Raw genomic sequence first — 23,152 nt, forward strand, 5'->3', positions numbered from 1 at the left:
ATTCTGCAATCAGCTCTAAGCTTTTTGCTTTATATTATTTCTTTTATCCTTATTTAAATTATTTTGGAAATCTCATTTTGTAACCAATGTTTACGTCACCCTGAGAGATTTTTGTCAGCTTACCTTTTACCAGTTTCTTTTTCAGAGCACTCAGATGGTCAGTAAACAATACCCCTTCAATGTGGTCATATTCATGCTGAATTACGCGGGCTCTAATATCGGAAAAAGTTTCTGTATGTTTCACAAAATTTTCGTCATAATATTCAATAACGATTGTTCCTTTTCTTTTTACATCTTCTCTTATATCCGGAATAGAAAGACAGCCTTCATTGAACTTCCATTCTTCACCGGATTCTTCAAGAATCTGAGCATTAATAAATACTTTTTTGAACTCTGCCAACTCATCTTTAATGTCTTCATAATCCTCATCTTCGGCAAGAGGTGTCACATCTATTATAAATACACGGATATCCAAACCGATCTGAGGCGCTGCAAGACCTATGCCATTTGCGCTGTACATCGTTTCAAACATGTTATCTATCAGTTCCTGTAATTCGGGATAATCTTTGTCTATATCTTTTCCCACTTTTCTCAAAACAGGATCCCCAAAAGCTCTTATCGGTAAAATCATCTTAATCTTTGTTCTAAAAAATTCTGCAATATGATGGTTGCACTTACTTTATCTATTAATCCTTTTTCCTGCCTCTTTTTTTTGTTTTTTCCACTTTGAGAAATAAAAAACGAAGCCATTTTGGACGTAAATCTTTCATCAAAACGATGGACTGCAATATCCGAAAATTCTTTTTTAAATTCTTCAATGAATTTTAAAATATCGGTTTCTACTTCCGAAACGTTTCCTTTCAAATCTATGGGAAGCCCAACTACTACTTCATCTACCTTATTCTCATTGAAATATTTTTTCAAAAATTCCATTAAAGAACGGTTCTCTACAGTCTCCAGCCCACTGGCTATAATCTGCATATCATCTGTTGCAGCGATACCACAACGAGCCTTTCCGTAGTCTATTGCAAGGATTTGTCCCATAAGTCTGCAAATTTAGTAAAATTTACTGATTTTATTCATAACGCAGTTTTTTTATATAAATCATGTTTTATTCCATTATTTTTTTTATAATTTTAATCTTCCAAAAAACAATTATATGAAGAAACTCATCCTCGTAAGACATGCAAAAAGCGACTGGCCGGAGGAAACGGAGGACTTTGACAGACCATTGGCAGACAAAGGTTTGACAGACGCTATGCACATGTCCAGATTCCTTAAAAATAATAATATTTCCATCGACCATTTTGTGTCAAGCCCCGCGGTACGTGCACTGAATACATGTAAAATTTTTAATCAGGCGTATCAGCTTAACTGCTCTACCGATGAAAAATTGTATAATCCATCGGAAAGGAGTTTTGAATCTGTAATTTATGACCTGGATGATACCCTGAATTCAGTTGCTTTTTTCTCACATAATAATGGAATTTCCAATTTTGCCAATTCCATTTCTGAAGATATTTTTCATTTTCCCACGTGCGGAGTCGCTGGTTTTGAAGTAGACTGTGAGTCATGGTCAGAATTTGACGGTGCCAAAAAGAAACTTCTGTTCTTTTATGAACCGGGGAAAATATAATCTTACGTCTCTGTTTTTTTATGCAGTTCTATTCACCCTTCTTTTTTCATGCCAGAAACAGAAGAAATCTTATTTTGAATCGATAGCACTGAATGATATAAAACTCCCGGCTTCTCCCAAACCCGGAAGCTGGCGGTATAACCATGATGAGCATTTCCAGACATTTGAAGATTTTCAGAAATTAAAAAAAATAAATCTGTACCGTAAACAATATTTTTTTACAGACAAAACATTCTCCTCCATCGGAAAGGTAACATTTTTTTGATAGCCAGTGAGTTTTGGCTGAAGCCATCATCAGGTGTAAACATAAAAAAACGGGCTAAAGCCCGTTTCTATTGAATTATATCATTTTTAGAAAAAATCTGCATTATCAGCTCAATCTGCGAGAAAACAAAAAGAACAGACCAAAGCCTGTTCTCCATTGAATATTTTCTACAATTTTATATTTTACTTCTTTTTCAAATCCAGATCATCAAAATCAAAACTAAAATCTGTCACATCAGAAATCGCCTTCAATGTTGCAGATTCTGCCTTTCCGTTTTCGTCATAACTGAAAATAATATAAGCATCTGCATCATAGCTTCTGTCATCCCATTTGATAATGAAAGAATTGTTGGAATATGGAAGCAGCTCCCCTTTCAGTCTTGGAGAATTTTTACATGAAATTCTGTATGTATTTCCTTGTGGTGTAATTTCCACATCACCAAACCACACATCATTATAAATTCCTGTAAACTGCTCTGCTTTTGGCTGAAGAGATTTCTCTTTTTTGAATGCTTCTGATTTTGCAAAGGCATCTTTCTTTTGTTTATTAAAGTCTGCTTCCATTTTAGACATTCTGTCGCCATATGTTTTCAGCCAGTTTCTGTCTGCTACACCAAGGTAAGAATCTTTCACCGTATTGGTAATGGTATTGAATGCAGCTCCGGACTGCTGGTTCGTCAATACTACAATTCCCAGCTTCATATCCGGAATTAAGGTAAACTGGGTAACAGTTCCGATGAGCCCGCCGGTATGCTGTACCTGCTTATGACCTTTAACATCGCTCAGGAACCAGCCCAAACCATATCCGTAGAAGCTTGTATCGTATGGATTTTTTGCTGCAACTCTATCAGGGATCTGAAGATTCCACAGTTGCTGAACATTTTTATCTGAAACTAATTTTTTACCGTCCTTGGTGGTGAAATTATTCAACAGACATTCTGCCCAAGCTGTCATATCCTTAATATTACTCATAATTCCCCCTGCCGCATTTCCTGTTTCATTCCAATCGTGTGGAACGGCAATTGCTTTTCCGTCTACAGGAGCGTGAGCATCAATTTTATTCGTTACAGCCTTCGCTCTGTTATAGCTCCCGAAACTTGAAGTCATTCCTACAGGTTTCATAATTCTTTGTTCAATAAATTCTGCCCAGCTTAATCCGGAAACTCTGTGAATTACTTCTCCGGCAACAATAAACATGATATTATTATAATCTAATTTTGTTCTGAATGGATTTTCAGGTTTCAGGTATCTTACATTGTGAACAATATCATTCACCGTTAAATTACCCCCTTCCGGAAAAAACATAAGATCGCCCTGTCCAAGGCCCAATCCGGCTCTGTGTGTAATAAGATCTTTTATCGTTACATTTTGAGAAACGTATGGATCATACATTTGAAACTCAGGAATATATTTTGAAACTTTATCATCCCAGTTCAGTTTTCCTTCATCTGCTAAGATTGCTAATGCTGTACACGTAAAACCTTTAGAATTGGAAGCAATTCCTACCAATGTATTATCATCCATAGGCTGTTTGGTCGTAAGAGAACGTACCCCAAAACCTTTGGAATAAATCATTTTCCCATCTTTTACAATTCCTACGGACATTCCCGGAACATCAAAAGTTTTCAGGGTATTTTGGATCAACTCGTCCAGTTTTTTTTCTTCAACCTGCGCATTGGCCAGTCCTACGGTCAAAAGAAAAATGAAAAAAGAAAGTTTCTGTTTCATTGTTTATTTTAATTTTCCCAAATTTACTAAATATTAAGTGATGCTAATTTTAGCATGATTAAAAGTTCACTTATTTTACTGATAAATCTGTTGTATTCATGAAAAAGCTTATTTATATCTGTATTTTCTCCCTTTTCGCAGTCAGTGGTATCAAAGCCCAGGACAGAACTTCCAATCCTTTACTTTTACAAACCTGGAATCTCAGTAAAATGGATACCTATATCTATACCTATGAAAAGCAGGATGGTTTTGAGGCAAGAAGAGAAGGAATCCGATTTCAGAAAAATGGAAAAATCACAGGAAACCTGATTAAATCTACATTAAAATATGATACTCTGGAAGAACCGGCTACAAAAAATGAAAAACCAGACCGCTACATCGGGAGCTGGAAAAAAGCTTCAGATTCTACAGTAACTTTAGTATTTCCTTCCAATACGAATATGACCGGTACTTTTGTTATTTCAAAGCTTACGGAGAATCAACTGAAACTTAAAAAGGTTTTCAGTGCGGATATAGAAAAGAAACTGGATTCTATCCGAAGAACAAAAAATATTACCGACTGATACTCTTAAATCATCCATTGAAAGTAATCAGCTCTGATAAGTTTATTAAAGCTTCTTATATTTGCAGTCTTAAAAAAATTTAAAATGGCAGTAAACAGATTATTGGCTTTCTTCTTATTGATGATAAGCTGTAATTTATATTTTTCTCAGGACATTACCATCAAGGATGATAAAGTTTTGTTAGATGGAAAGCAGATTCTGAAAGCTGAAAAAATCAATGTAGCCCAATATTCATTTTTTTCCATGAAGGATGATGAAGAAATTCTTCTTTACCGGTATATGGATAATGAAACACCAAGCTATGTAAGTGATGATTATTTTATTCTGAATTTTCTGTCTGAAAAAACAAAAGTAGAATCAACAGATATAGCTAAAATTGCCAATTTTATGAATTCTAAAAAGGGAATGGAAAAACTGGTAAAATGGTTATTAAAAGAAAGAGTGATCAATAATAACGGAGAACTGAATCCCGACCGTGTAGCGATATTCAAAGATAAATACCACGAAAATATTACAGAAAGAACCCTAAGATAATGACAAAGATCCTTCTCCTTTCCGACTCGCATTCTTATATTGATGACCGGATCCTGGAATATGCTTCTCAGGCTGACGAAGTATGGCATTGCGGAGATTTTGGAAATCTTGACGTCATTGAGCAGCTGGAAAAGATAACCCCCCTGAAAGGAGTGTATGGCAACATTGATGATGCTAAAATCCAGGCTGAGTTTCCGGAAGTCAACCGTTTCTTTTGTGAAAAGCTGGAGGTTCTGATGATTCATATCGGAGGTTATCCCGGCAAATATACCCCGCTTACTAAGAAAGAAATTGCAGAAAAAGCTCCTAAATTATTTATCTCAGGACATTCGCATATTCTGAAAGCAATGTATGATGAGAAAAACAACCTGCTGCACCTTAATCCCGGTGCCTGTGGAAAACAGGGCTGGCATAAGGTAAGGACAATGATGCGCTTTGTGGTAGACGGTGAGGAAATCAAAGATCTGGAAATTATTGAACTTGGACCGAGAGTGTGATGATTGAGAGAGTCTGAGCGTAAAGGAGTTTGTCTTCATACGTTTTACTTTCTACCTTTGCACCAATAATTGGCTCAGAGAAGTCTTGAAAAATATGAAAATCGGCGATAAAGTTTCGGTAGTAGATGAAGATTTAAGCGGAGTGGTAACTTCCGTGAAGGGAAATATTGTGGTTTTTAAAGATGAATATGGTTTTACCCACCAATATCCCAAAGAAAAACTGGTTCCGAAGGATTCAGATCTTTATGAAAATATCAGAGTGGTAAGAAAAGCTGAGCCTAAAAAAACCATTTCTAAGAAACATCAGAAAAATCATTTGGTTTTAGACCTTCATTTTCATAATTTGGTAAAGAATCCCAATGACTATGACAGTTTTGAAAGATTGTTTATACAAAAGGAAAAACTGATTGAGGTGATTGAGTTTTGCAGAAAGAACAACCTGAAGAGGCTGGAAATTGTTCACGGCATTGGTGACGGGACTTTGCAGAGGATGGTTCGGGATGTATTGGAAAGCCAGGTCAATATTGATTTTTATAATAAGGAAATACTTCACCATCAATCGGGTGCGGTAATGGTAGAATTTCACTAAATTTGCAGCAATTGAAATATGAACGTACTTAATTTACTTTTTACCAAAGACGGACTGATCTCCCAGATTGTTAAAAACAAAAACATTCTGGAGGAAAAATCTTATTTCGTTACTGAAGAAACCCCAGCCAATATTATTGAGCAAAAGCTGGACGAAGTTCTTATTAAGCAGCGCTATGATGAGATCCAGGTGATTTCAGCGTTTAATCATTTTACCCTGATGCCTGAAGGTTTTTCTGAGCATGAGGCCGGATTTGATCTTATAGCCTTCAATGCTCCCGCAGATAAAGAACGGGAAGAACTGATGCTTTCTATCAACAAAAAATTCAATATTCAGTTTTATTATACTTTCCCGAAAAATTATTATAAAAAAATAAAGGAGCTGGCAATACCGGTTCATTTTAATTTCTCCGGAGAAAAGTTTCTAAGTTCAATTAATAATAAAACCAGCAAGGAAATTCACATCAATCTTTATCATAATCAATGTGAGTTTTTTGCGATTGACAATAAAAAAATCATTCTTTATAATAACCTCGATGTCAACTCAGAAGTAGATTTTCTTTACTTCATTATGTTTACATTGAGTAAGATAGGTTTTGGAATCAATGAAACCAGCTTTTATGCTTATGGAGAAACTACGGAAAATGAAACATTCATTTCCGAGCTTCAGAAATTTGTTAAAAACCTGAAAATTGTTTTTGACAATATTCCAAACAAGAATTTTATACTTAACTAGATTGCAGGCTGCAGGTAATAAGGGGTAAAGCCCAAACAAAATCACCTGCCATCTATAATCTATTACCTAAACCCTAACAAAAAATATGTTCAGAATAATATCAGGCAAATGGAAAGCCAAGAAAATTGCCGCCCCTAAAAACTTTGATGTAAGGCCTACCACCGATTTTGCGAAAGAGGCTCTATTCAGCATTCTGGAAAACAAATACGATATGCAGTCGATCTCCGTTCTTGATCTTTTTGCAGGAATTGGCTCTATTACCTTTGAATTTGCTTCCAGAGGATGTCAGAATGTTACTTCTGTAGAAATGAATCCAAAGCATACAGCATTTATCAATTCTACAGCTTCTGAGCTTGACATGGCACTTCAGATCAATGTACAGAGAGGTGACGTATTTGACTGGCTTAAAAAATTCAGAAATAAAAAATCTTTTGAGATCGTTTTCTCTGATGCTCCTTTTGAAATGGAAGAGAAAAAGTATTACGAACTGATTTCTCTGGTTTTAAACAATAAATACCTGAAAGAAAACGGAGTTCTTATTGTGGAACACCAAAGCCGTATGAAGCTGGAGCATCCCAACCTAATAGATACCCGAAAATACGGAAATGTGAGTTTCAGTTTTTTTGAACCGAATAAAGAAGATAATCAGGAACTTTAATTCCTGATTATTTTTTTTGATCTTTCCGGAGCTGTTCTTCCCCAATCTGTAATTGCTTCCAAAACGGGAAGAAGAGTTTTTCCAAAGTCTGTTAAGGTATATTCTACCATTAACGGAGGTTTTTCTGTAAATACCTTTCTGTTAATAATATCATCTTCCTCCAGCTGCTTCAGCTGAAGACTGAGTGTCCTTTCCGTAATGGTAGGGATTATTTTTCTTAGTTCATTATATCTTTTCGCACCGTCTATCAGGTGAAATAAAATCACAGCCTTCCATTTTCCGCCTATAAACCTCATGGTAACACTGGTACAGCATGGGTATGCTTTATCATCTATTGTATACATTTTTATACTATCCTTTTTTACCGTTATTGCAAAGTTAATAAACTTAAATTAATTTTGTAACTATAAAAATGATAGTATAAAATTATGAACTTTTTAGACCAAATGAAAAAAAGGTATACTGTAAAAAAGTATAATCCTCAAGGAAAAATCAGTGAAGAACAGATTGAAGAACTTAAAGAAATCCTGAATCTGAGCCCATCATCCATCAACAGCCAGCCATGGAATTTTATTTTTGTAAATGATACAGAGCTGAAAAAACAATTAGGTGATAAATCTTACTTTAATAAGGAAAAAGTCTTGGATAGCAGCCATATCATTGTCTTTCAGGTGATCAAAAACATCGAACACTTTGAAAAGCAGATCGAAGAAAATCTTCCTGAAGGATCTGTCAACTATTACCGAACTATGGTAAAGCCTAAGGGAGAAGAAGCTATAAAATCCTGGCTTGGACATCAGGTATATTTATCATTAGGAGTGCTTTTATCCGCCTGCGCAGCAATGGGAATAGATTCTACTCCAATGGAGGGAATTGAGCCTGAAGAGTATGATGTGATTCTTAAGAATGAAAAATATGAAACATTATTTGCTGTAGCAATTGGAAAAAGAGATGATGCGGATGCTAATCAGCCTAAGTTCAACCCTAAGAAAAGACTGAATGCTGAAAAAGTGATTGTGGAAGCGTAAATTTAAATTAAATACGAATCTCACAAGTTACTTCACAAAAGACATTCATAAAAAAGTCTGCTTCTCACAGAAGCAGACTTTTCATTTATAATACTTTCAATTCTAAATCGATTGTTTTCCCGAAAAACTTCTTAGAGATCTTTTCAAAGTTCTTGGTTAGATCAGAAAGATAGAAGTGATAATTCGGTTTAGGGTTGTTATCATTTAAAAGATTGTACTTATCCAGAATAATCTTCAGATGATTGGCAACAATATTCGGAGAGTCGATGACACGAACTCTGTTTCCGTAATACTGTTTAATTTCATCAATTAAAAGAGGATAATGGGTACAGCCTAAAATAAGGGTTTCGATGTTCTTTAATTTACTGTTACTTAAATAATTATAAATAATAGCATGGGTAATAGGATGATTTTTAAATCCCTCTTCAATGGCAGGAACCAACAATGGCGTTGCCAGTTCATCTACTTTGATCCATTTATTATGCTTTCGGATACTCTTTTTATAGAGCCCGGAATTCACAGTAGCTTTGGTCGCAATAACTCCTACATTATTGTGGATTTCATAAGATACTTTTTCAGCGACAGGGTTGATAACGTCTATCACAGGAACTTTTCCCGCAACAGACTGCATCACTTCATTCAAAGCATTAGCTGTTGCCGTATTACAGGCAATTACAATCGCTTTACAGTTCTGCTGCAGCAGAAAATTGGTAATCTTTGTAGAGTATTCAATGATGGCTTCCTTGGATTTTTCTCCATAGGGAAGGTGTTTTGTATCTCCAAAGTAAATCAGATCTTCGTGAGGAAGAAGTCTTTTGATTTCTTTGGCAACGGTAAGGCCTCCCACCCCACTGTCGAAAATTCCGATAGGCTGGCTTGGTGAAAGATGTGAATAATCTTGTTTTTTAGTTTTCAAATGAACTGAAATTTTATACAAAAATAATGAATTTTATGGCATATTCGTATACATACGGACATTATACAACAAACAAATCCGAAGCAATTCCGTCAGCCATAAACCAATGTTTCTCAGGAATTTTTAAATGGTCATTTTCAATAATTAAAATACCTTCTTCAATTTTCGTCTTGATTTCTGTCTGAAAATGTTCCAGTAATCTGTCTGAAAATTTATTTCTTAAGCTTGAAAGGTCTACCCCCCAGATAGTGCGCAGACCAATCATGATCATTTCATTGAACTGATCTTCATTAGAAAGAATTTCCTCCTCTTTGGCCAGCAGTTTATCATTAAGCTTTTTAATGTATTGCTGATTATTAGCCACATTCCAGCTTCTTACATCAAAGCCGTTATAAGAATGTGCTGAAGGTCCTATCCCCAGATATTCCTGATATTTCCAATAGGAAGAATTATGACGGGAGTAGAATCCTGGTTTGGCAAAATTGGAAACTTCATAGTGTTCAAAGCCATTATCTTTTAAAAAGTCAGATAAATAATAGAATTCTCTGTTCTGTTCCTCTTCTTTCGGACTTTTTACCTTTCCTTTTGAAATCCAGTTTTCCAAAGCTGTTTTGGGTTCTACTGTCAGAGCATAAGATGAAATATGAGGAACCTCCAATGCTATTGTTTTGTTCAGATTTTCTTTCCAGATCTCAAGATTGGAGGTTGGTGAACCGTAGATCAGATCAATACTCAGGTTTTCAAAGCCAAAATCCTGTGCCCGTTTGATGGAACCTTCTGCTTCTGATGCAGTGTGGGCTCTGTTCATTAATTTTAAATCTTCTTCAAAAAAACTTTGGGTGCCTATAGATAATCTGTTCACTGGTGTTCCGGCTAATTGCTTTAAAAAACTTTTATCCAGATCATCCGGATTTGCTTCCAGCGTAATTTCAATATCTTTTTCAAAACTGAAATACCGTAACGCTTCATCAATTAAGGAATTGATTTCGTCCACGGAAAGAATAGAGGGTGTTCCCCCACCAAAATACAGGGATTTCAAAGCTCTGTTATGCAATTCATCTTTTCTTAGCAGCATTTCGGTTTTCATTGCACGAAGCATATCATCCTTGAAATTCAGGGAGGTTGAAAAATGAAAGTTACAATAACTGCATTTTTGTTTACAGAACGGAATGTGAATATATATCATAAAAAAAGCTCTGAAATTTTTCAGAGCTCAAATTTATTTAAATTAAATTAATTAGTATCTAAATCCTCTAGCATTAATAAAGTTGTCAAAGTTATAACCCAGACCAATCATGAAGCTGTTTCCACCATAGCTTTGGATATCAGATATTCCAAGGTTATAAGTTGCTCCGATCATGAATTTGTTGAATCTCACTTTTACAATTGGAGAGATACTCAGGTTCTGATTATCAAATCTGTTCTGAACCGTTCTGTAGCTTACCCCGAAAGAGAATGCGTTGATATCATTAGAGAAAGTCGCCATTAGGTTCCAGTCGATCATTCTCGTTGAGTTCGTATTAAGGTTAATTAATGCTGATGGTGCAATTGTAATATTATCAGCAATATTCCAGTTATATCCTAAGTTTAAGAAGAATTTAATTGGAGAAGGCTCGTAGTTGTTTACGATAGAAGCATCATTACTTAATGCAATATCATTTACGGAAACACCCCCGAATAACCCTCTATAGGTAGCAGCCAAACCGAAGTTTGCATACACCATGAAGATGTTACTTTCTTCACCTCTCAATAACGGGTCACCTCCTTCTTCAGTATTAATTTTAGAATAATCAAAGTTCATGTTATAGAAGTTAACACTTGTACCAAAAGAGAACTGGTCTTTTCTGTCTCCTTCACTACTTAGAGGAATAAAATAAGAAGCACCAGCTGTGATTCCCCCTGCAGAAATAGGTCCGTTACTATCTCTGAACACGGAAATACCAGCACCTACTCTATCAAAGATATTCGCATTAATCCCGATTGACTGTACATTCGGAGAATTGTTGAACTTTGAAAATTGTTGTTGATAATTGGCGTTGAGCTGTACGTAATCTGTCTTTCCGTATTGAGCTGGGTTGAACAGGAACTCACCATCCAAAAGATATTGCTGATAGTATGGTAGTGATTCTTGTGCTTTGTATGCATTTGACAAAAGAGCTAAACATACGATAGCATATAGTTTTCTCATAACAAATCTTGATTTCAATTCAACAAATATAAAAAAATTCTCAATATATTTTTAGTTTTCCAAATAATTTCTCCATTTTTTTACAGCATCCGCCATATCTTTGGGCATTGGGCTCTCAAAATATAATTCCTTTTTTGTCGTTGGGTGTATAAATCCGAGGGTATGTGCATGAAGGGCATGTCTTGGCAAAATTTCAAAAACATTTTTAATAAATTGCCTATATTTTGGAAGATTTACTCCTCTTAGAGGCGTATGTCCTTCATATCTTTCGTCATTAAACAAAGTATGCCCGATATGTTTGAAATGCGCCCTGATCTGATGGGTTCTTCCCGTTTCAAGTTTACATTCTACCCATGTCATGTATTTGAATCTTTCGAGGACTTTATAATGGGTTACTGCATGTTTTCCATGGCTGCCATCTTCATAAACAGACATCTGCATTCTATTTTTAGGATGTCTTCCGATATGGCCTCTGATTGTACCTTCATCATCCTGAGGGTTCCCCCACACAAAAGCCCAGTATAGCCTCTTGGTAGTTCTGTTGAAGAATTGCTTCGCCAGAAAACTCAATGCATACTCATTCTTAGCAATCACCAGCAGTCCGGAGGTATCTTTATCAATCCTGTGAACAAGCCCTACCCGGTCAAGATCAGACTTTGCTCCATTCTTTTCAAAATGGAAGGCCAGCGCATTCACCAATGTACCGTCCCAGTTACCGTGTCCCGGATGTACTACCATTCCAGCTTCTTTATCTACCACTACAAGATCATCATCTTCATAGATAATATTAACGGGGATATCTTGTGGAATAATAACATTGGCTCTAGGCGGATGGGCAAGCAATACGGAGATCTGATCTCCCGGTTTCACACGGTAATTCTGTTTTACAGGAGTTCCGTTCACCACAACGTTTCCGGCTCTGCAGGTCTGTGAAATTTTATTCCTTGAAGAATTCTGTCTGTAGATCAAAAGGAACTTATCAATTCTTAATGGCTCCTGTTTATTGTCAACAGTGATATTAAGATGTTCATACAATCCCTTATTTTCCTCATCAATATCGATGTTTTCAATACTGTTGGAATCTAATAATTCTTCATCTAAAAAATCTTCGTTATCTTCTGACATTGTTTTATATTTTTTACACAAAAGGCCTCAACATTTTGCAGTTGAAGCCTGTATTTTTGATATTAATCTGATTTTATTCTACGACTACCTTCTTGGCTTTTGGCTTTTGAGCAGGCTGTTGTGTCGTTGTTGAAGCAGCCGGTTTAGCTGTATGTCCTGTAGCAGGGGCAGTAGTAGAAGTTTTAGGCTTCTCAGTTGCTGATGCTGCAGGTTTAGAAGTCACTGTCTGCGTCTTAGGAGTCTCAGTTTTTGGCACTTCAGGTTTTGGAGTTTCTCTTCTAGGTACCGGAGCAGGTACTACAGGAGCATCATAACTTGGTTCATTATGTACTTCTTCATATCGTACCGGAGGAAGTGAAGTATCTACCTTCATACGGTAAATAGAATTCAGCTGCTCTATTTTCGCTCTTAATTCTGCCGGAGTTTTCTTGCTGGCCCAAAGGTCAATCTGCATTCCCTGGTCACGCACATCTCCTGAAGCAGGATCCTGATAGTAAATAATATCGGATTCGTCATTGCTTCCATCTTCATGCTCTACCAATCCAACTTCAAACATACTTTTGGTAATAACAGATCTCGCTTCTTTCACCGTAAGTCCTACTACATTTGGAATGGAAATGTTTCTCATAGGCCCTGAACCTACTACTACATCGATAATAGAAAATCTAGGTAAACGCGCTCCCGGATTTACAGCATTTCCTTTATATAAAATTCTTAAAAGAGCATCCTTCTGAATACTCGGTTCATATATGGTATCTCCAATTTTAAGACCCACCTGATCCAGTCTCTGGAAGGCCAGCCCTGAATATTTATTGATAACATCCGGAACGGCAATGGGAGCCCATGTTCTCGGGTTTACTGTAAGGTGTACAGTTCTTCCGTCCTTTACACGGGAACCCGGTGCAGGATAAACCTGAAGAACCTGGAATGGTCTGAATTTAGGATTATAGTTGGCACTGTCTACTTCATATTCTAATCCTGTATCATCTAAAATTTTAACAGCGTCATGTATAGATTTATTAACAATATTAGGAACAGGTATTTCCTGACCGTGATTTGTATGGTGTTCCAACCAGCGGAATGTGAGCCATACCAACCCTGCAAAAACACCGATGGCTATTACTAAATTCAGTAAAACTTTCCAATTGAAAAGTGATTTAAGCATACTTAAAAATACTTTAATTATAACCGCAAATATAGCTAATAATTTTAGAATGGACTTTTTATTTAACACAATTCATTTTTGATCTTAAAATTTGCAGATTTCCCATATTGCATTGCATAAAATGTTTAAATTTGCCTTAATTGATACTATATGGTTATGAACAAAAAAAGTGTTGCCGTAGTAATGGGAGGCTATTCTGATGAATATGTTGTTTCTTTAAAAAGCGGACAATTAATTTATGATTCTTTAGACAGAAATCTCTATGATGTATATAAAGTAGTAGTCCTTAAAGATGAATGGTATTTTTTAGGAGAAAATGATAAAAAATACGAGATCAACAGAGGTGATTTTTCTGTAACTTTAGATAATGGTGAAACCTTAAAATTTGATGCCTGCTTCAATATCATCCATGGCACTCCGGGAGAAAACGGAATTCTTCAGGCATACTGGGATGCAATAGGTCAAAAATATACAGGATGCGATTTTTACCAGAGCGCTCTTACATTCAATAAAAAAGATACTCTTGCCGTATTATCAAAGTATGGAATTCCTTCCGCGAAAAGCATCTATTTAAGAAAAGGCGAAGAAATCAATGTAGATGAGATTGTATCAGAATTGAGTCTTCCGTTATTTGTAAAACCTAACCAGTCCGGATCTTCTCTGGGAATCACTAAAGTAAAAGAAAAATCTGAACTGATTGCCGCTACTGAAATCGCATTCAAAGAAGATAATGAAATTCTGATTGAAAGTTTCTTAGACGGAATGGAAGTTTCTGTGGGTGTAATCGATTTTAAGGGAGAAACCATCGTTCTGGGAATTACAGAAATTGTTCCTACCAACGAGTTTTTTGATTATGAAGCAAAATATGAAGGTGCTTCTGAAGAAATTACCCCAGCAAGAATTGATGAAGAAACCACAAAAAGAGTGGAAGAAATTGCTAAAAGAGCATACAATTCATTAGGAATGAGCGGTTTTTCAAGAAGTGAATTTATTCTGATGAACGGAATTCCTTATATGCTTGAAATGAATACCAATCCGGGATTCTCTCCTGCAAGTATTCTCCCACAACAGGCAAGACACTATGGAATTTCCATTATGGATCTTTGTGGAAATGAAGTTGAAAAAGCTTTAAATAAATAAAATAGATATTAGAAATTAGATGCTAGAAGCCAATTCAAAGTCTCAAGCAGATAATTCACTAATCAAAATCATAACTCGTACAACATGAAAATTGCTGTTTTCCCAGGGTCATTTGACCCGATTACACTAGGACATTACGATATTATAGAAAGAGCGGCCCCGTTATTTGATAAATTAATCATCGCCATAGGGCAGAATTCTCAGAAGAAATACATGTTCCCTCTTGAAAAAAGAATGGAATTTATCCAGAATTCTGTAGCAGAATTTCCCAACGTGGAAGTAGATTCATTTGAAGGCTTAACGGTAGACTACTGTTTTGAAAAAAATGCTCAATACATTATCAGAGGACTAAGAAACCCTGCCGATTTTGAATTTGAAAAAGCAATTGCCCATACCAACAGAACTTTAGCCCACAAAAAACTGGAAACCGTATTCTTACTGACCTCCTCAGGGAAATCATTCATCAGCAGCAGCATCGTAAGGGAAATCATCACCCACGGCGGCGAATATGAACTGATGGTTCCGGATTCGGTAAGAGTGGAGAGATAAATATATTAGCAATGAATGATAAGTAATGAATAGTTTTGATAGAATAGATTTTCAGGGAAAGAACCAAAAACTTTTCTATTGCTATCATTAAAACATTTTCTTCATTACCCTATTCTGATGATATTTCAATAATAAGGAAACAGATTATCAGATCAGCAACTTCTGTAGCAGCTAATTACAGAGCGGTGTCCAGAGCAAGATCAGAAAAAGAAAAGTTTGCTAAAATGTGTATAGTAGTCGAAGAAATTGATGAAACTCAACTTTGGCTTGAAATTATTGAAGAATTAGAATATTTAAATCCAGAAAAAATTTTACATTTAAAAGCAGAATGTGAAGAACTTGTAAAGGTTATGACTAAATATAAGTTTAAACTTTCTCAAGTTTAAATGGCATAGTTTTTATTACCCATTGCTCATTACTTATCATTCATACTCATAATATATGCACGAACAGTTCAATTTTGCGATAGAAGTCCTGGGGACCATTGCTTTTTCCATGTCGGGAAGTTTTGCAGCCATGCAGAAACGGCTTGATCCGTTCGGAGTGCTTATTATTGCATTTGTAACTTCCGTGGGAGGAGGAACTGTAAGAGACTTATTACTTGACATCCCTGTATTCTGGATGCATGATATCCTGATGTGTACCCTGATTCTGGTGACCAGTATTTTTTCAATGATATTTAAATCTCTTGAGAAAAACTTTAAGGTAACTTTATTTATCTTCGACAGCTTTGGTCTTGGATTATTTACCATTATCGGTGTTCAGAAAGGGTTAAATGCAGGAATTCATCCCATGATCTGTATTGCATTAGGAACCATAACCGGTTGTTTCGGAGGAATTATCCGGGATATACTGCTCAACAGGATTCCTTTGATTTTCAGAAAGGAAATTTATGCCACGGCATGTATCGTGGGCGGAGCAGCATTTCTGCTGATGACCAAATACACTCCGCTTTCCTATACTTTTGTACAGATTTTCACTATTTTGCTGATTGTTGCAATACGAACTCTTGCTGTAAAATATCAATGGCAGATGCCCAAATTTTATGGTTATGATCAGAATTCGGAAATGTAAAGGAAAGTACTTCTCAAAAGACACTTTTTTGAACTGCAATACATTCAATAATAATTATAAAAAAAGTCCTGAAAAATCAGGACTTTTATATTATATTTTTTTATTGACTAGAAGAATTTCCCTCTGTTTCTCATATTCGGGTTATGCATATGCTTCTGCATAGTCGGCATTTTCAACTGATCTTTCATCATTTTGATCTGATCCGTCATCATTCCTGCGCTGTCTAATCTTTTGGCTTCTTCCAGTAATTTCTGACCTTCCTGTTTTCTTCCTTTAGAAATAGCTGCTGCTGCAAGATTCAAGGTAGCCATAGCTCTGTCATGTTTCATATTCAAACCATATTCCAAAGCTTTCTTCATGAAAGGTTCTACTTTTGCAGGGTGGTCCTGAGCTTGTGTTAATCCTAATAAATAGTGAAAATATCCATATTGAGTTTTATGAAGCTGTCCTTTGTAGTCAGTTATTTTTGACAACCACTCGCCGGCTTTTTCCATATTCTGTTTTCTCAGTTGCCAGAATGCCAACAGGATATATTCATTTTTAAAGAATAATAAGATTGGGATTGCAGCTAAAAGAAAAACAACAATACCCCATCCAAGATTTCTTGTGAAAATCATCAGATAAAGTCCTGCCAGGATAAGAAGTGCTGCTATTGCAATTTTTATGTACTTATTCATTATTAAATTTTAGAAGTGCAAAGATAATAAATTTAAGGCTTAAAGTTCAAAAAGTCAATTGTGAATGGTCAATTCGCTGCGCTTGTTAATTTTTGTAAATGTGAAAATTCACGATTCACTGTGCGAAGCAAAAATTCACTATTGACATTTATGCTTCTTTTTTAATTTTTTCAAACGTCTGGAAACAGAAATCATAGCCATTCTTTTCATCTTTCTCATGACAGGTTTCGTTGGTCATTTTCCAGATTTTCGGATCTATTTTCGGAAAGAATGTATCTGCTTCAAGATCTGCTTTCACTAAAGTAACTTCAAGTTTGTCTACAACCTCCATAGTCTGTTGATAGATATTACCTCCGCCGATAACAAAAACTTCCTCGTCAATCTTTTTGGCAAACTTCAATGCTTCCTTTATGCTTCCTACAATAAGGATTCCTTCCTCAAACCAGTCTTTTTTTCTTGATACAACAATATTGGTACGGTTCGGAAGAGGTTTCCCAATACTTTCATATGTTTTTCTTCCCATGATAATCGGATGCCCTGAAGTAATATCTTTAAAATGTTTTAAATCTTTAGGAAGATGCCAAAGCAACTGATTTTCAAAACCAATTTCATTTTTCTCTCCCATTGCCACCACTATTGTTGTCATTCAAATAATTTTTTACAAAATTAGCACATAATTTGTATATTTGGTTAGCACAAAAAATTTAAAAAAATAAACTATGAAAAATAAAGGATGTTTGGGCGCCGGAACAATTGGTATTGCCCTCCTTATTATTGTTGCTGTTTTATTCTTCTGGGGAAAAAGCGGATATAATAATTTCGTAACCAAAGAACAGACGGTCAACACAAAATGGTCAAACGTAGAAACGGTGTATCAGAAAAGAGCAAACCTTATTCCTAACCTGGAAAGAACTGTGAAATCGTATTCAAAATTTGAGCAGGAAACGTTAACGCAGGTTGTAGAAGCACGTTCTAAAGCTACTTCTATCAACATTGATCCTACCAACATGACTGATGCTGATATTGCTAAGTTTCAGGCAGCACAGGGTGAGTTATCCGGAGCATTGAGCCGATTGATGGCTGTAGTAGAGTCTTATCCTAACTTAAAAGCAGACCAGCAGTATATCAACTTCCAAAGAGAATATACCGCTATTGAAAACAGTATCAGAACAGAAACTGTTTATTACAACGAAGCTGCACAGGATTACAACACTTCTATCAAGACTTTCCCAAATAATATTTTGGCGAATTTCACCAACTTTAAAGAAAAACCTTATTTCAAAGCTGAAGCAGGAGCTCAGAAAGCCCCTGAAGTATTCAAATAAATAATGGGTAATTTCCTAACAAATCAACAGATCGCTTCCCTTGTGGAAGCGATTCAGTCTGCGGAAGATCACTCTACAGGAGAGATCAGGGTACATATTGATTCCAATACAGAAAACCGTGATGCTAAAACTGCATTTGACGTTTTCAAAAAACTCGATATGGATAAAACCGCTGAAAGGAATGCTGTGCTTTTCCATGTCAATTTCGAACAGAAATATCTGACCATCATTGGAGATATCGGAATCCATGAAAAAGTAAAACAGTCTTACTGGGATCATCTTCACGACTATATTACTGCTGAATTTGCCAAAGGACATTATTACCAGGCGCTGAAAAGTGCCATCCTGGAAACAGGACTTGAACTCAAAAAACATTTTCCTGTTGAAGGAGAAAATCCAAACCAACTCCCAAATGAAATTACGTTCTCTTAAAATAGTATTTTCATTTTTACTGCTTTGCTTTTACACTTTTGTATCAGCACAATATACTATTCCTGAAAAACCAGCTGTTCTTTATCCTGTTTTTGATGAAGCCAATCTGCTTTCTCAGCAGGAAAAAGATGCTCTGAATAATAAGCTGATCAAGTTTGCAGATACCACCTCAACGGAAATTGAAGTAGTGATCATACGCTCTACCAAAGGAGAAGATATCAACTTTCTGGCAACCATGTTCGGGCAAAAATGGAAAATCGGAAAAAAAGGAGTAGATAACGGTGTAGTTTTCCTTATCGCAACAGAAGACAGAACCATGTCTATCCAGCAGGGACGTGCGGTAGAACAATACCTTACCGCTTCGGTAGCAGGACAGATCTTAGATTATATCGTAACACCTAATTTCAAGAAAGGGCTTTGGTACGATGGAATAAACGGGGGGACCTCAGCCATTATGGAAGCTGTTCAGGGCAAATTCAAACCTGTAGCAACAACAGCTCCTTCCGGCAATGGGAGTGCTTTTAAAGTCCTTATCATTGCTTTTGTTATTTTCATCATTATTGCTATCCTTTTTGGAAACAGAGGCGGCGGACGTGGTGGAAATAATGATGACGATGATGATGTGATCATTACAAGAAGAGGACGCAGAAACTATCCAGGTGGTTTCTTCCCATTCCCTGGCAGTTTCGGAGGCGGAGGCTTTGGCGGAGGAAGTTCCGGAGGCGGCGGAGGCGGATTTGGAGGCTTCGGTGGTGGCGGAAGCTTTGGAGGCGGTGGTGCATCCGGAGGTTGGTAAATCAGTCGATCATTTTCAGAATATATAAACAGATCAGGTCATCACGACCTGATTTTTTATTTAAAAACCTAAAATAACATGGATTCTTTAACTTTTATTAATGTTAAATTGATTTTTTCATATTAAAAAATTAATAAAAGCATCAAAAAACTAACTTTTATTTAATATTTTTTCGCTATATTTACTGAAAACAGGATTATGAAGAAGACGCTGGTAGTATTTGCACACCCTTATCTGGAGCACTCCAATTCGAATGTAGAGCTCATCAATTTCTACGTTCGCCACCAGCATTATACCCTAAGAGATCTTTACGAAGAATATCCTGACTTTCATATTGCAGCCTTCAGAGAAAGAAAGCGTCTTAAAAACTATGAACGCTTTGTCTTCCAGTTTCCTTTAATATGGTTTGGGATGCCCCCTCTTCTCAGATTATGGATTGATGAAGTTTTCGACAGAGACTGGCTTAAAGAAGGTGAGCATAATCCTCTGGAAGGAAAAGAAGTTTATATTCTGGTAACCACCGGGGGAAAAGAAAGATCTTTTAGCAAAACCGGAACCTATCAATATACAATCGATGAGCTGATCAGCGGACTGATTGTTTCTTTAAAGGTTTTCAAAGCAGATATCAAACATATCAAGATCGTATACGAAGCCAATAAGCTGTCTAAAAAAGAAATTATCCTGCATAAAAAAGAATTTACAGAACTCCTCAATCAATAAATCTATGGAATCCAGCTTAGCGATGAACACATTAATTTTTCTGGGTGTAGCTATTATTATGGTTCCATTGGCCAGGAAATTAGGGTTGAGTTCTGTAATCGGCTATATTTTAGGAGGAATCATTATAGGCCCATATGTACTCCGATTAACAGGGAAAAATGTAGATGATATCATGCATGCCAGTGAGTTTGGAGTAATCATGCTTTTGTTTTTAGTAGGTCTGGAACTTGAACCCCGGAAATTCTGGGAAATGCGAAAGAAAATAATGGGTCTCGGGCTTTCTCAAATGGGGCTCACAATTCTATTGCTTTTCTTAGTATTTATAAGTGTAGGCTGGAGAGTAGACAAAGCTATAGCTGTTGCCATGTGTTTTGCATTATCTTCTACAGCAATTGTTCTGCAGACTTTACAGGAAAAGAATAACCTCAAGACCACAGCCGGAGAAGCCTCGTTTTCTACTCTATTGTTTCAGGATATTTCTGTGATTCCTATCCTGGCAATACTCCCTCTTGTAGCTAACTATAAAGCTAAACATCATGATAATGAAATTCAGATTCTGATCCAAAAGCTGCCGGAATGGCTGCAGGCCAGTACTGTAATTTTTGGAGTAGCTCTGCTTATTTTATTGGGCAGATATGTCTTTGTTCCTTTTCTACGCTACGTTTCAAAATCAGGAATGACAGAGCTGTTGACAGCCTCATCCCTATTCCTGGTTATTGGTGTTTCCGAATTGATGGTTGTCATCGGTCTTTCTCCTGCATTGGGGGCTTTCCTTGCAGGGGTAATGCTTGCTAACAGTGAATTTCGTCATGAACTGGAAGCGCAGATTAATCCTTTCAAAGGGCTTTTATTAGCTGTTTTTTTCGTTAGTGTTGGCTCAACCATTAATTTTAATATTATCCAGAAAGACCCTTTATTTATCTTCAGTACTGTGTTTGCTGTACTGGCTGTAAAATTTGTTGTTTTATATACCATCGGAAAGTTTTTCAGGATAGATACTCCACAGAGTCTTTTCTATGCGTTTGCTCTTTCTCAGGTAGGAGAATTTGCATTTGTACTGCTCAATTATGCGTCAGATCTTTATCTGTTAGGCCCTGAAATGAATGCACAGATGATGGCTGTGACTGCAATTACGATGTGCATTACCCCTATTCTTCTAATCATCAACGATAGGTTTATCACTCCGAAATTCATTAAAGAAATTCCTGAAGAGGAACATGATTTTAATATTCTTGGAAGTGATATAATCCAAAAGAAAATTATCATTGTAGGTTTTGGGCATTTTGGAAGTACTGTGGGACGTCTTTTAAAGGCCAACAAAATATCCGCCACTGTTCTGGATCGTGATTCTGACCGTGTAAAACTGCTCAGAAGTTATGGTTTTAAAGTATATTATGGGGACGCTACCCGGATACCCATTTTGCGGGCTGCCGGAATTGAAGATGCTGAAATTTTAGTTTTGTGTCTGGATGATCCGGATGATAATAAATTCATTGCAGAACTTGTCCGTGAGCATTATCCTGAAGTGAAAATTTTTGTAAGAGCGAAAAACAGAATTGACGCTTATGATTATCTCAACAGCGGGGTTAACCATATTTACAGGGAAACATTAGGAACAGCGGTTGATATGGCTGTAGATGTACTTCATGAAACAGGAATGAGAAAATATGCAGCAAGACGTATGGGGCAAAGATTTATGGCTATTGATAAGGCATCCATCAGAAAGCTTGCCAAAATGAGGGAAAATGATGATGACATTACACTGTTTACCACAAAAGAAATCCTCCAGCGAGAGGAGGAATTATTAGCTTATGATAATCTTAATTTTGATAACAAAAATTGGGAAGGGTCCTCATCCACCGATGAAGAAGATGAGGATGAATCCCAGGATTAGTTTATTGGATGTTTACGCTTCCGCCGCTGCTTTCATCTTTGATCACATTCTTAAGTTCGCCTTTTTTAGAAATATCCACACTTCCACCGGATGAAGCACCTGCTTTCACACTGGCGACAGCACTGATATGAACACTTGCTCCACTTGATGCATCTGCTTCTACATCATCAGCGATAACTCCTTTAGCCGAAACACTACTGCCCGAAGATGCACTAATATCTGCTTTTTTCGCTTTTCCGGAAATATCAAGCGTAGACCCTGATGAAGCTTCAATATCAAGGTTAACAGCCCATATTTTACCATCATAGCTACTGCTGCTGCTGATGTTAATATCCATGTCGTTAGCTTCCAGATCTCCGGAAATACTTCCCGCACTTGATGCTTCCACATCTGTTTTCTCCTGAGTAAATTTATCTTTTATGATAATTCTCGCAGCTGAATCAGCCAGAATTTTATTAAAGTCTTTTGTATAAATTTTTGCAGTCACTTTACTGATATTCATCACTCTGATGCCAGGCTTATAATGAATATGCAGTTTTCCTCCATCGTTATCTACAAGAATTTCATCGATAATATTTTGAGGTGCTGAGATTTCTACTTTTTCTGTTTCAGATTTTATGATTTCAGCTTCTATAGCCTGGGAAACCTGAATTTCATCAAAATCTCCGTTAAATTCTTTATGCTGTATCGGGCCGCTTTCTTTGCTCACTACTTTCTCTACCCAGTTACCTTTGTCTCCGTCTCTATCTCTGTTTCTGTTCTCATGTTTATCATTACATGAGGCTAATGCCGCTAAGGCTGAAAAAATAAATAAAGTCTTTGTTTTCATGCTTATTTCTTTTGTCGATTATTTTTGTTGATTTCTTTAATTAAATAACAACTAATTTATAAAAAATATTACATTACATTTAAAAATACT

Annotated in this window: 29 protein-coding genes; 17 read left to right on the top strand and 12 right to left on the bottom strand. The window is 36.3% G+C overall.

From position 1 onward, the window contains the following. Nucleotides 1–58: 58 nt before the first annotated feature. Nucleotides 59–631 carry a peptide deformylase gene (gene def / locus FW781_RS17170; protein WP_149388523.1) on the bottom strand — a complete coding sequence of 191 codons (573 nt, stop codon included), beginning with the start codon at nucleotides 629–631 and terminating at the stop codon, nucleotides 59–61. After that, nucleotides 628–1,044, bottom strand: coding sequence for a Holliday junction resolvase RuvX (ruvX, locus tag FW781_RS17175; RefSeq protein ID WP_149388524.1), 417 nt, complete (start codon nucleotides 1,042–1,044; stop codon nucleotides 628–630). Before ruvX ends, def begins: the two co-directional genes overlap by 4 nt. Nucleotides 1,045–1,159: 115 nt before the next feature. On the opposite strand from ruvX, the gene FW781_RS17180 reads away from it, so the two are divergent. Beyond that, complete coding sequence (locus FW781_RS17180; protein ID WP_047377738.1) at nucleotides 1,160–1,636, top strand: SixA phosphatase family protein; 477 nt, start codon at nucleotides 1,160–1,162, stop codon at nucleotides 1,634–1,636. A 447-nt stretch (nucleotides 1,637–2,083) separates the two neighbouring features. On the opposite strand, the gene FW781_RS17190 is transcribed toward FW781_RS17180, so the two are convergent. Continuing rightward, a complete protein-coding gene (locus FW781_RS17190; RefSeq protein WP_149388525.1) occupies nucleotides 2,084–3,628 on the bottom strand; it encodes a serine hydrolase in 1,545 nt (514 codons plus the stop codon). A 98-nt stretch (nucleotides 3,629–3,726) separates the two neighbouring features. Between FW781_RS17190 and FW781_RS17195 the strand changes: the two genes are divergently transcribed. From FW781_RS17195 to FW781_RS17220, 6 genes are all read left to right on the top strand, one after another. After that, a complete protein-coding gene (locus FW781_RS17195; RefSeq protein WP_149388526.1) occupies nucleotides 3,727–4,191 on the top strand; it encodes a hypothetical protein in 465 nt (154 codons plus the stop codon). Between the two features lie 84 nt (nucleotides 4,192–4,275). Further along, nucleotides 4,276–4,725 (top strand): hypothetical protein, encoded by a 450-nt coding sequence (locus FW781_RS17200; RefSeq protein ID WP_149388527.1) that lies wholly within the window; start codon nucleotides 4,276–4,278, stop codon nucleotides 4,723–4,725. Then, nucleotides 4,725–5,222 (top strand): metallophosphoesterase family protein, encoded by a 498-nt coding sequence (locus tag FW781_RS17205; protein WP_149388528.1) that lies wholly within the window; start codon nucleotides 4,725–4,727, stop codon nucleotides 5,220–5,222. The genes FW781_RS17200 and FW781_RS17205 overlap by 1 nt, the downstream gene beginning before the upstream one ends. A 94-nt stretch (nucleotides 5,223–5,316) precedes the next feature. Continuing rightward, nucleotides 5,317–5,811, top strand: coding sequence for a Smr/MutS family protein (locus FW781_RS17210; RefSeq protein ID WP_149388529.1), 495 nt, complete (start codon nucleotides 5,317–5,319; stop codon nucleotides 5,809–5,811). An 18-nt stretch (nucleotides 5,812–5,829) separates the two neighbouring features. Continuing rightward, nucleotides 5,830–6,546, top strand: coding sequence for a DUF3822 family protein (locus FW781_RS17215; RefSeq protein WP_149388530.1), 717 nt, complete (start codon nucleotides 5,830–5,832; stop codon nucleotides 6,544–6,546). An 85-nt stretch (nucleotides 6,547–6,631) separates the two neighbouring features. Next, complete coding sequence (locus FW781_RS17220) at nucleotides 6,632–7,204, top strand: RsmD family RNA methyltransferase (RefSeq protein ID WP_149388531.1); 573 nt, start codon at nucleotides 6,632–6,634, stop codon at nucleotides 7,202–7,204. Here FW781_RS17220 and FW781_RS17225 read toward each other — a convergent pair. Beyond that, entirely contained in the window at nucleotides 7,201–7,548 is a 348-nt protein-coding gene (locus FW781_RS17225; protein WP_149388532.1) for a winged helix-turn-helix transcriptional regulator, read from the bottom strand. The two genes, FW781_RS17220 and FW781_RS17225, sit on opposite strands and share 4 nt — an antisense overlap. 84 nt (nucleotides 7,549–7,632) lie before the next feature. Here FW781_RS17225 and FW781_RS17230 point away from each other — a divergent pair, with 84 nt between their 5' ends. After that, on the top strand, nucleotides 7,633–8,232 hold the full coding sequence (locus FW781_RS17230; RefSeq protein WP_149388533.1) for a nitroreductase family protein: 600 nt from the start codon (nucleotides 7,633–7,635) through the stop codon (nucleotides 8,230–8,232). A gap of 85 nt (nucleotides 8,233–8,317) precedes the next feature. On the opposite strand, the gene murI is transcribed toward FW781_RS17230, so the two are convergent. The 5 genes from murI to FW781_RS17255 form a co-directional block, all read right to left on the bottom strand. Continuing rightward, nucleotides 8,318–9,148, bottom strand: coding sequence for a glutamate racemase (murI, locus tag FW781_RS17235; protein WP_149388534.1), 831 nt, complete (start codon nucleotides 9,146–9,148; stop codon nucleotides 8,318–8,320). Between the two features lie 61 nt (nucleotides 9,149–9,209). Next, entirely contained in the window at nucleotides 9,210–10,334 is a 1,125-nt protein-coding gene (hemW, locus tag FW781_RS17240; protein ID WP_149388535.1) for a radical SAM family heme chaperone HemW, read from the bottom strand. A 51-nt stretch (nucleotides 10,335–10,385) separates the two neighbouring features. Continuing rightward, nucleotides 10,386–11,336: a PorP/SprF family type IX secretion system membrane protein gene (locus FW781_RS17245; RefSeq protein WP_047377725.1), complete on the bottom strand. Its 951-nt coding sequence runs from the start codon at nucleotides 11,334–11,336 to the stop codon at nucleotides 10,386–10,388. 51 nt (nucleotides 11,337–11,387) lie between these two features. Beyond that, nucleotides 11,388–12,461: an RluA family pseudouridine synthase gene (locus FW781_RS17250; protein WP_172625754.1), complete on the bottom strand. Its 1,074-nt coding sequence runs from the start codon at nucleotides 12,459–12,461 to the stop codon at nucleotides 11,388–11,390. Between the two features lie 73 nt (nucleotides 12,462–12,534). Further along, complete coding sequence (locus FW781_RS17255; RefSeq protein ID WP_149388536.1) at nucleotides 12,535–13,626, bottom strand: PASTA domain-containing protein; 1,092 nt, start codon at nucleotides 13,624–13,626, stop codon at nucleotides 12,535–12,537. A gap of 156 nt (nucleotides 13,627–13,782) precedes the next feature. On the opposite strand from FW781_RS17255, the gene FW781_RS17260 reads away from it, so the two are divergent. From FW781_RS17260 to FW781_RS17275, 4 genes are all read left to right on the top strand, one after another. After that, entirely contained in the window at nucleotides 13,783–14,766 is a 984-nt protein-coding gene (locus FW781_RS17260) for a D-alanine--D-alanine ligase (RefSeq protein ID WP_149388537.1), read from the top strand. An 84-nt stretch (nucleotides 14,767–14,850) separates the two neighbouring features. Beyond that, entirely contained in the window at nucleotides 14,851–15,315 is a 465-nt protein-coding gene (gene coaD, locus FW781_RS17265) for a pantetheine-phosphate adenylyltransferase (RefSeq protein ID WP_047098871.1), read from the top strand. Between the two features lie 86 nt (nucleotides 15,316–15,401). Next, complete coding sequence (locus FW781_RS17270) at nucleotides 15,402–15,701, top strand: four helix bundle protein (protein ID WP_262884124.1); 300 nt, start codon at nucleotides 15,402–15,404, stop codon at nucleotides 15,699–15,701. Nucleotides 15,702–15,756: 55 nt separating this feature from the next. Then, on the top strand, nucleotides 15,757–16,389 hold the full coding sequence (locus FW781_RS17275) for a trimeric intracellular cation channel family protein (protein ID WP_149388539.1): 633 nt from the start codon (nucleotides 15,757–15,759) through the stop codon (nucleotides 16,387–16,389). A 107-nt stretch (nucleotides 16,390–16,496) separates the two neighbouring features. Here FW781_RS17275 and FW781_RS17280 read toward each other — a convergent pair whose 3' ends face one another. Then, nucleotides 16,497–17,066 (bottom strand): DUF2892 domain-containing protein, encoded by a 570-nt coding sequence (locus FW781_RS17280; protein WP_149388540.1) that lies wholly within the window; start codon nucleotides 17,064–17,066, stop codon nucleotides 16,497–16,499. A 148-nt stretch (nucleotides 17,067–17,214) separates the two neighbouring features. Further along, entirely contained in the window at nucleotides 17,215–17,712 is a 498-nt protein-coding gene (locus tag FW781_RS17285) for a dihydrofolate reductase (protein ID WP_149388541.1), read from the bottom strand. A 73-nt stretch (nucleotides 17,713–17,785) separates the two neighbouring features. Between FW781_RS17285 and FW781_RS17290 the strand changes: the two genes are divergently transcribed. From FW781_RS17290 to FW781_RS17310, 5 genes are all read left to right on the top strand, one after another. Next, on the top strand, nucleotides 17,786–18,391 hold the full coding sequence (locus tag FW781_RS17290) for a LemA family protein (protein ID WP_050019459.1): 606 nt from the start codon (nucleotides 17,786–17,788) through the stop codon (nucleotides 18,389–18,391). Continuing rightward, on the top strand, nucleotides 18,392–18,823 hold the full coding sequence (locus tag FW781_RS17295; protein ID WP_149388542.1) for a TPM domain-containing protein: 432 nt from the start codon (nucleotides 18,392–18,394) through the stop codon (nucleotides 18,821–18,823). Then, nucleotides 18,804–19,619: a TPM domain-containing protein gene (locus tag FW781_RS17300; RefSeq protein WP_149388543.1), complete on the top strand. Its 816-nt coding sequence runs from the start codon at nucleotides 18,804–18,806 to the stop codon at nucleotides 19,617–19,619. Before FW781_RS17295 ends, FW781_RS17300 begins: the two co-directional genes overlap by 20 nt. Before the next feature lie 198 nt (nucleotides 19,620–19,817). Next, nucleotides 19,818–20,339: an NAD(P)H-dependent oxidoreductase gene (locus FW781_RS17305; protein ID WP_034693331.1), complete on the top strand. Its 522-nt coding sequence runs from the start codon at nucleotides 19,818–19,820 to the stop codon at nucleotides 20,337–20,339. A 4-nt stretch (nucleotides 20,340–20,343) separates the two neighbouring features. Beyond that, nucleotides 20,344–22,233 (top strand): monovalent cation:proton antiporter-2 (CPA2) family protein, encoded by a 1,890-nt coding sequence (locus tag FW781_RS17310; protein WP_149388544.1) that lies wholly within the window; start codon nucleotides 20,344–20,346, stop codon nucleotides 22,231–22,233. Nucleotide 22,234: 1 nt separating this feature from the next. On the opposite strand, the gene FW781_RS17315 is transcribed toward FW781_RS17310, so the two are convergent. Further along, complete coding sequence (locus FW781_RS17315; protein ID WP_149388545.1) at nucleotides 22,235–23,062, bottom strand: GIN domain-containing protein; 828 nt, start codon at nucleotides 23,060–23,062, stop codon at nucleotides 22,235–22,237. Nucleotides 23,063–23,152: the final 90 nt, after the last annotated feature.

It is taken from the genome of Chryseobacterium panacisoli (assembly GCF_008274625.1).
GTDB classification, from domain to species: Bacteria; Bacteroidota; Bacteroidia; order Flavobacteriales; family Weeksellaceae; genus Chryseobacterium; species Chryseobacterium panacisoli.

Excerpts from the sequence above, each read along its gene's own strand:
- FW781_RS17195 (WP_149388526.1), top strand. The coding sequence starts at position 3,727 with ATGAAAAAGCTTATTTATATCTGTATTTTCTCCCTTTTCGCAGTCAGT.
- FW781_RS17215 (WP_149388530.1), top strand. The coding sequence starts at position 5,830 with ATGAACGTACTTAATTTACTTTTTACCAAAGACGGACTGATCTCCCAG.
- FW781_RS17250 (WP_172625754.1), bottom strand. The coding sequence starts at position 12,461 with ATGTCAGAAGATAACGAAGATTTTTTAGATGAAGAATTATTAGATTCC.
- def (WP_149388523.1), bottom strand. The coding sequence starts at position 631 with ATGATTTTACCGATAAGAGCTTTTGGGGATCCTGTTTTGAGAAAAGTG.
- FW781_RS17230 (WP_149388533.1), top strand. The coding sequence starts at position 7,633 with ATGAACTTTTTAGACCAAATGAAAAAAAGGTATACTGTAAAAAAGTAT.
- FW781_RS17315 (WP_149388545.1), bottom strand. The coding sequence starts at position 23,062 with ATGAAAACAAAGACTTTATTTATTTTTTCAGCCTTAGCGGCATTAGCC.
- FW781_RS17225 (WP_149388532.1), bottom strand. The coding sequence starts at position 7,548 with ATGTATACAATAGATGATAAAGCATACCCATGCTGTACCAGTGTTACC.
- FW781_RS17305 (WP_034693331.1), top strand. The coding sequence starts at position 19,818 with ATGAAGAAGACGCTGGTAGTATTTGCACACCCTTATCTGGAGCACTCC.
- FW781_RS17180 (WP_047377738.1), top strand. The coding sequence starts at position 1,160 with ATGAAGAAACTCATCCTCGTAAGACATGCAAAAAGCGACTGGCCGGAG.
- FW781_RS17275 (WP_149388539.1), top strand. The coding sequence starts at position 15,757 with ATGCACGAACAGTTCAATTTTGCGATAGAAGTCCTGGGGACCATTGCT.
- ruvX (WP_149388524.1), bottom strand. The coding sequence starts at position 1,044 with ATGGGACAAATCCTTGCAATAGACTACGGAAAGGCTCGTTGTGGTATC.
- FW781_RS17280 (WP_149388540.1), bottom strand. The coding sequence starts at position 17,066 with ATGAATAAGTACATAAAAATTGCAATAGCAGCACTTCTTATCCTGGCA.
- FW781_RS17205 (WP_149388528.1), top strand. The coding sequence starts at position 4,725 with ATGACAAAGATCCTTCTCCTTTCCGACTCGCATTCTTATATTGATGAC.
- coaD (WP_047098871.1), top strand. The coding sequence starts at position 14,851 with ATGAAAATTGCTGTTTTCCCAGGGTCATTTGACCCGATTACACTAGGA.
- FW781_RS17245 (WP_047377725.1), bottom strand. The coding sequence starts at position 11,336 with ATGAGAAAACTATATGCTATCGTATGTTTAGCTCTTTTGTCAAATGCA.
- FW781_RS17255 (WP_149388536.1), bottom strand. The coding sequence starts at position 13,626 with ATGCTTAAATCACTTTTCAATTGGAAAGTTTTACTGAATTTAGTAATA.
- FW781_RS17210 (WP_149388529.1), top strand. The coding sequence starts at position 5,317 with ATGAAAATCGGCGATAAAGTTTCGGTAGTAGATGAAGATTTAAGCGGA.
- FW781_RS17260 (WP_149388537.1), top strand. The coding sequence starts at position 13,783 with ATGAACAAAAAAAGTGTTGCCGTAGTAATGGGAGGCTATTCTGATGAA.
- FW781_RS17190 (WP_149388525.1), bottom strand. The coding sequence starts at position 3,628 with ATGAAACAGAAACTTTCTTTTTTCATTTTTCTTTTGACCGTAGGACTG.
- FW781_RS17290 (WP_050019459.1), top strand. The coding sequence starts at position 17,786 with ATGAAAAATAAAGGATGTTTGGGCGCCGGAACAATTGGTATTGCCCTC.
- FW781_RS17220 (WP_149388531.1), top strand. The coding sequence starts at position 6,632 with ATGTTCAGAATAATATCAGGCAAATGGAAAGCCAAGAAAATTGCCGCC.
- FW781_RS17310 (WP_149388544.1), top strand. The coding sequence starts at position 20,344 with ATGGAATCCAGCTTAGCGATGAACACATTAATTTTTCTGGGTGTAGCT.
- FW781_RS17300 (WP_149388543.1), top strand. The coding sequence starts at position 18,804 with ATGAAATTACGTTCTCTTAAAATAGTATTTTCATTTTTACTGCTTTGC.
- FW781_RS17200 (WP_149388527.1), top strand. The coding sequence starts at position 4,276 with ATGGCAGTAAACAGATTATTGGCTTTCTTCTTATTGATGATAAGCTGT.
- hemW (WP_149388535.1), bottom strand. The coding sequence starts at position 10,334 with ATGATATATATTCACATTCCGTTCTGTAAACAAAAATGCAGTTATTGT.
- FW781_RS17285 (WP_149388541.1), bottom strand. The coding sequence starts at position 17,712 with ATGACAACAATAGTGGTGGCAATGGGAGAGAAAAATGAAATTGGTTTT.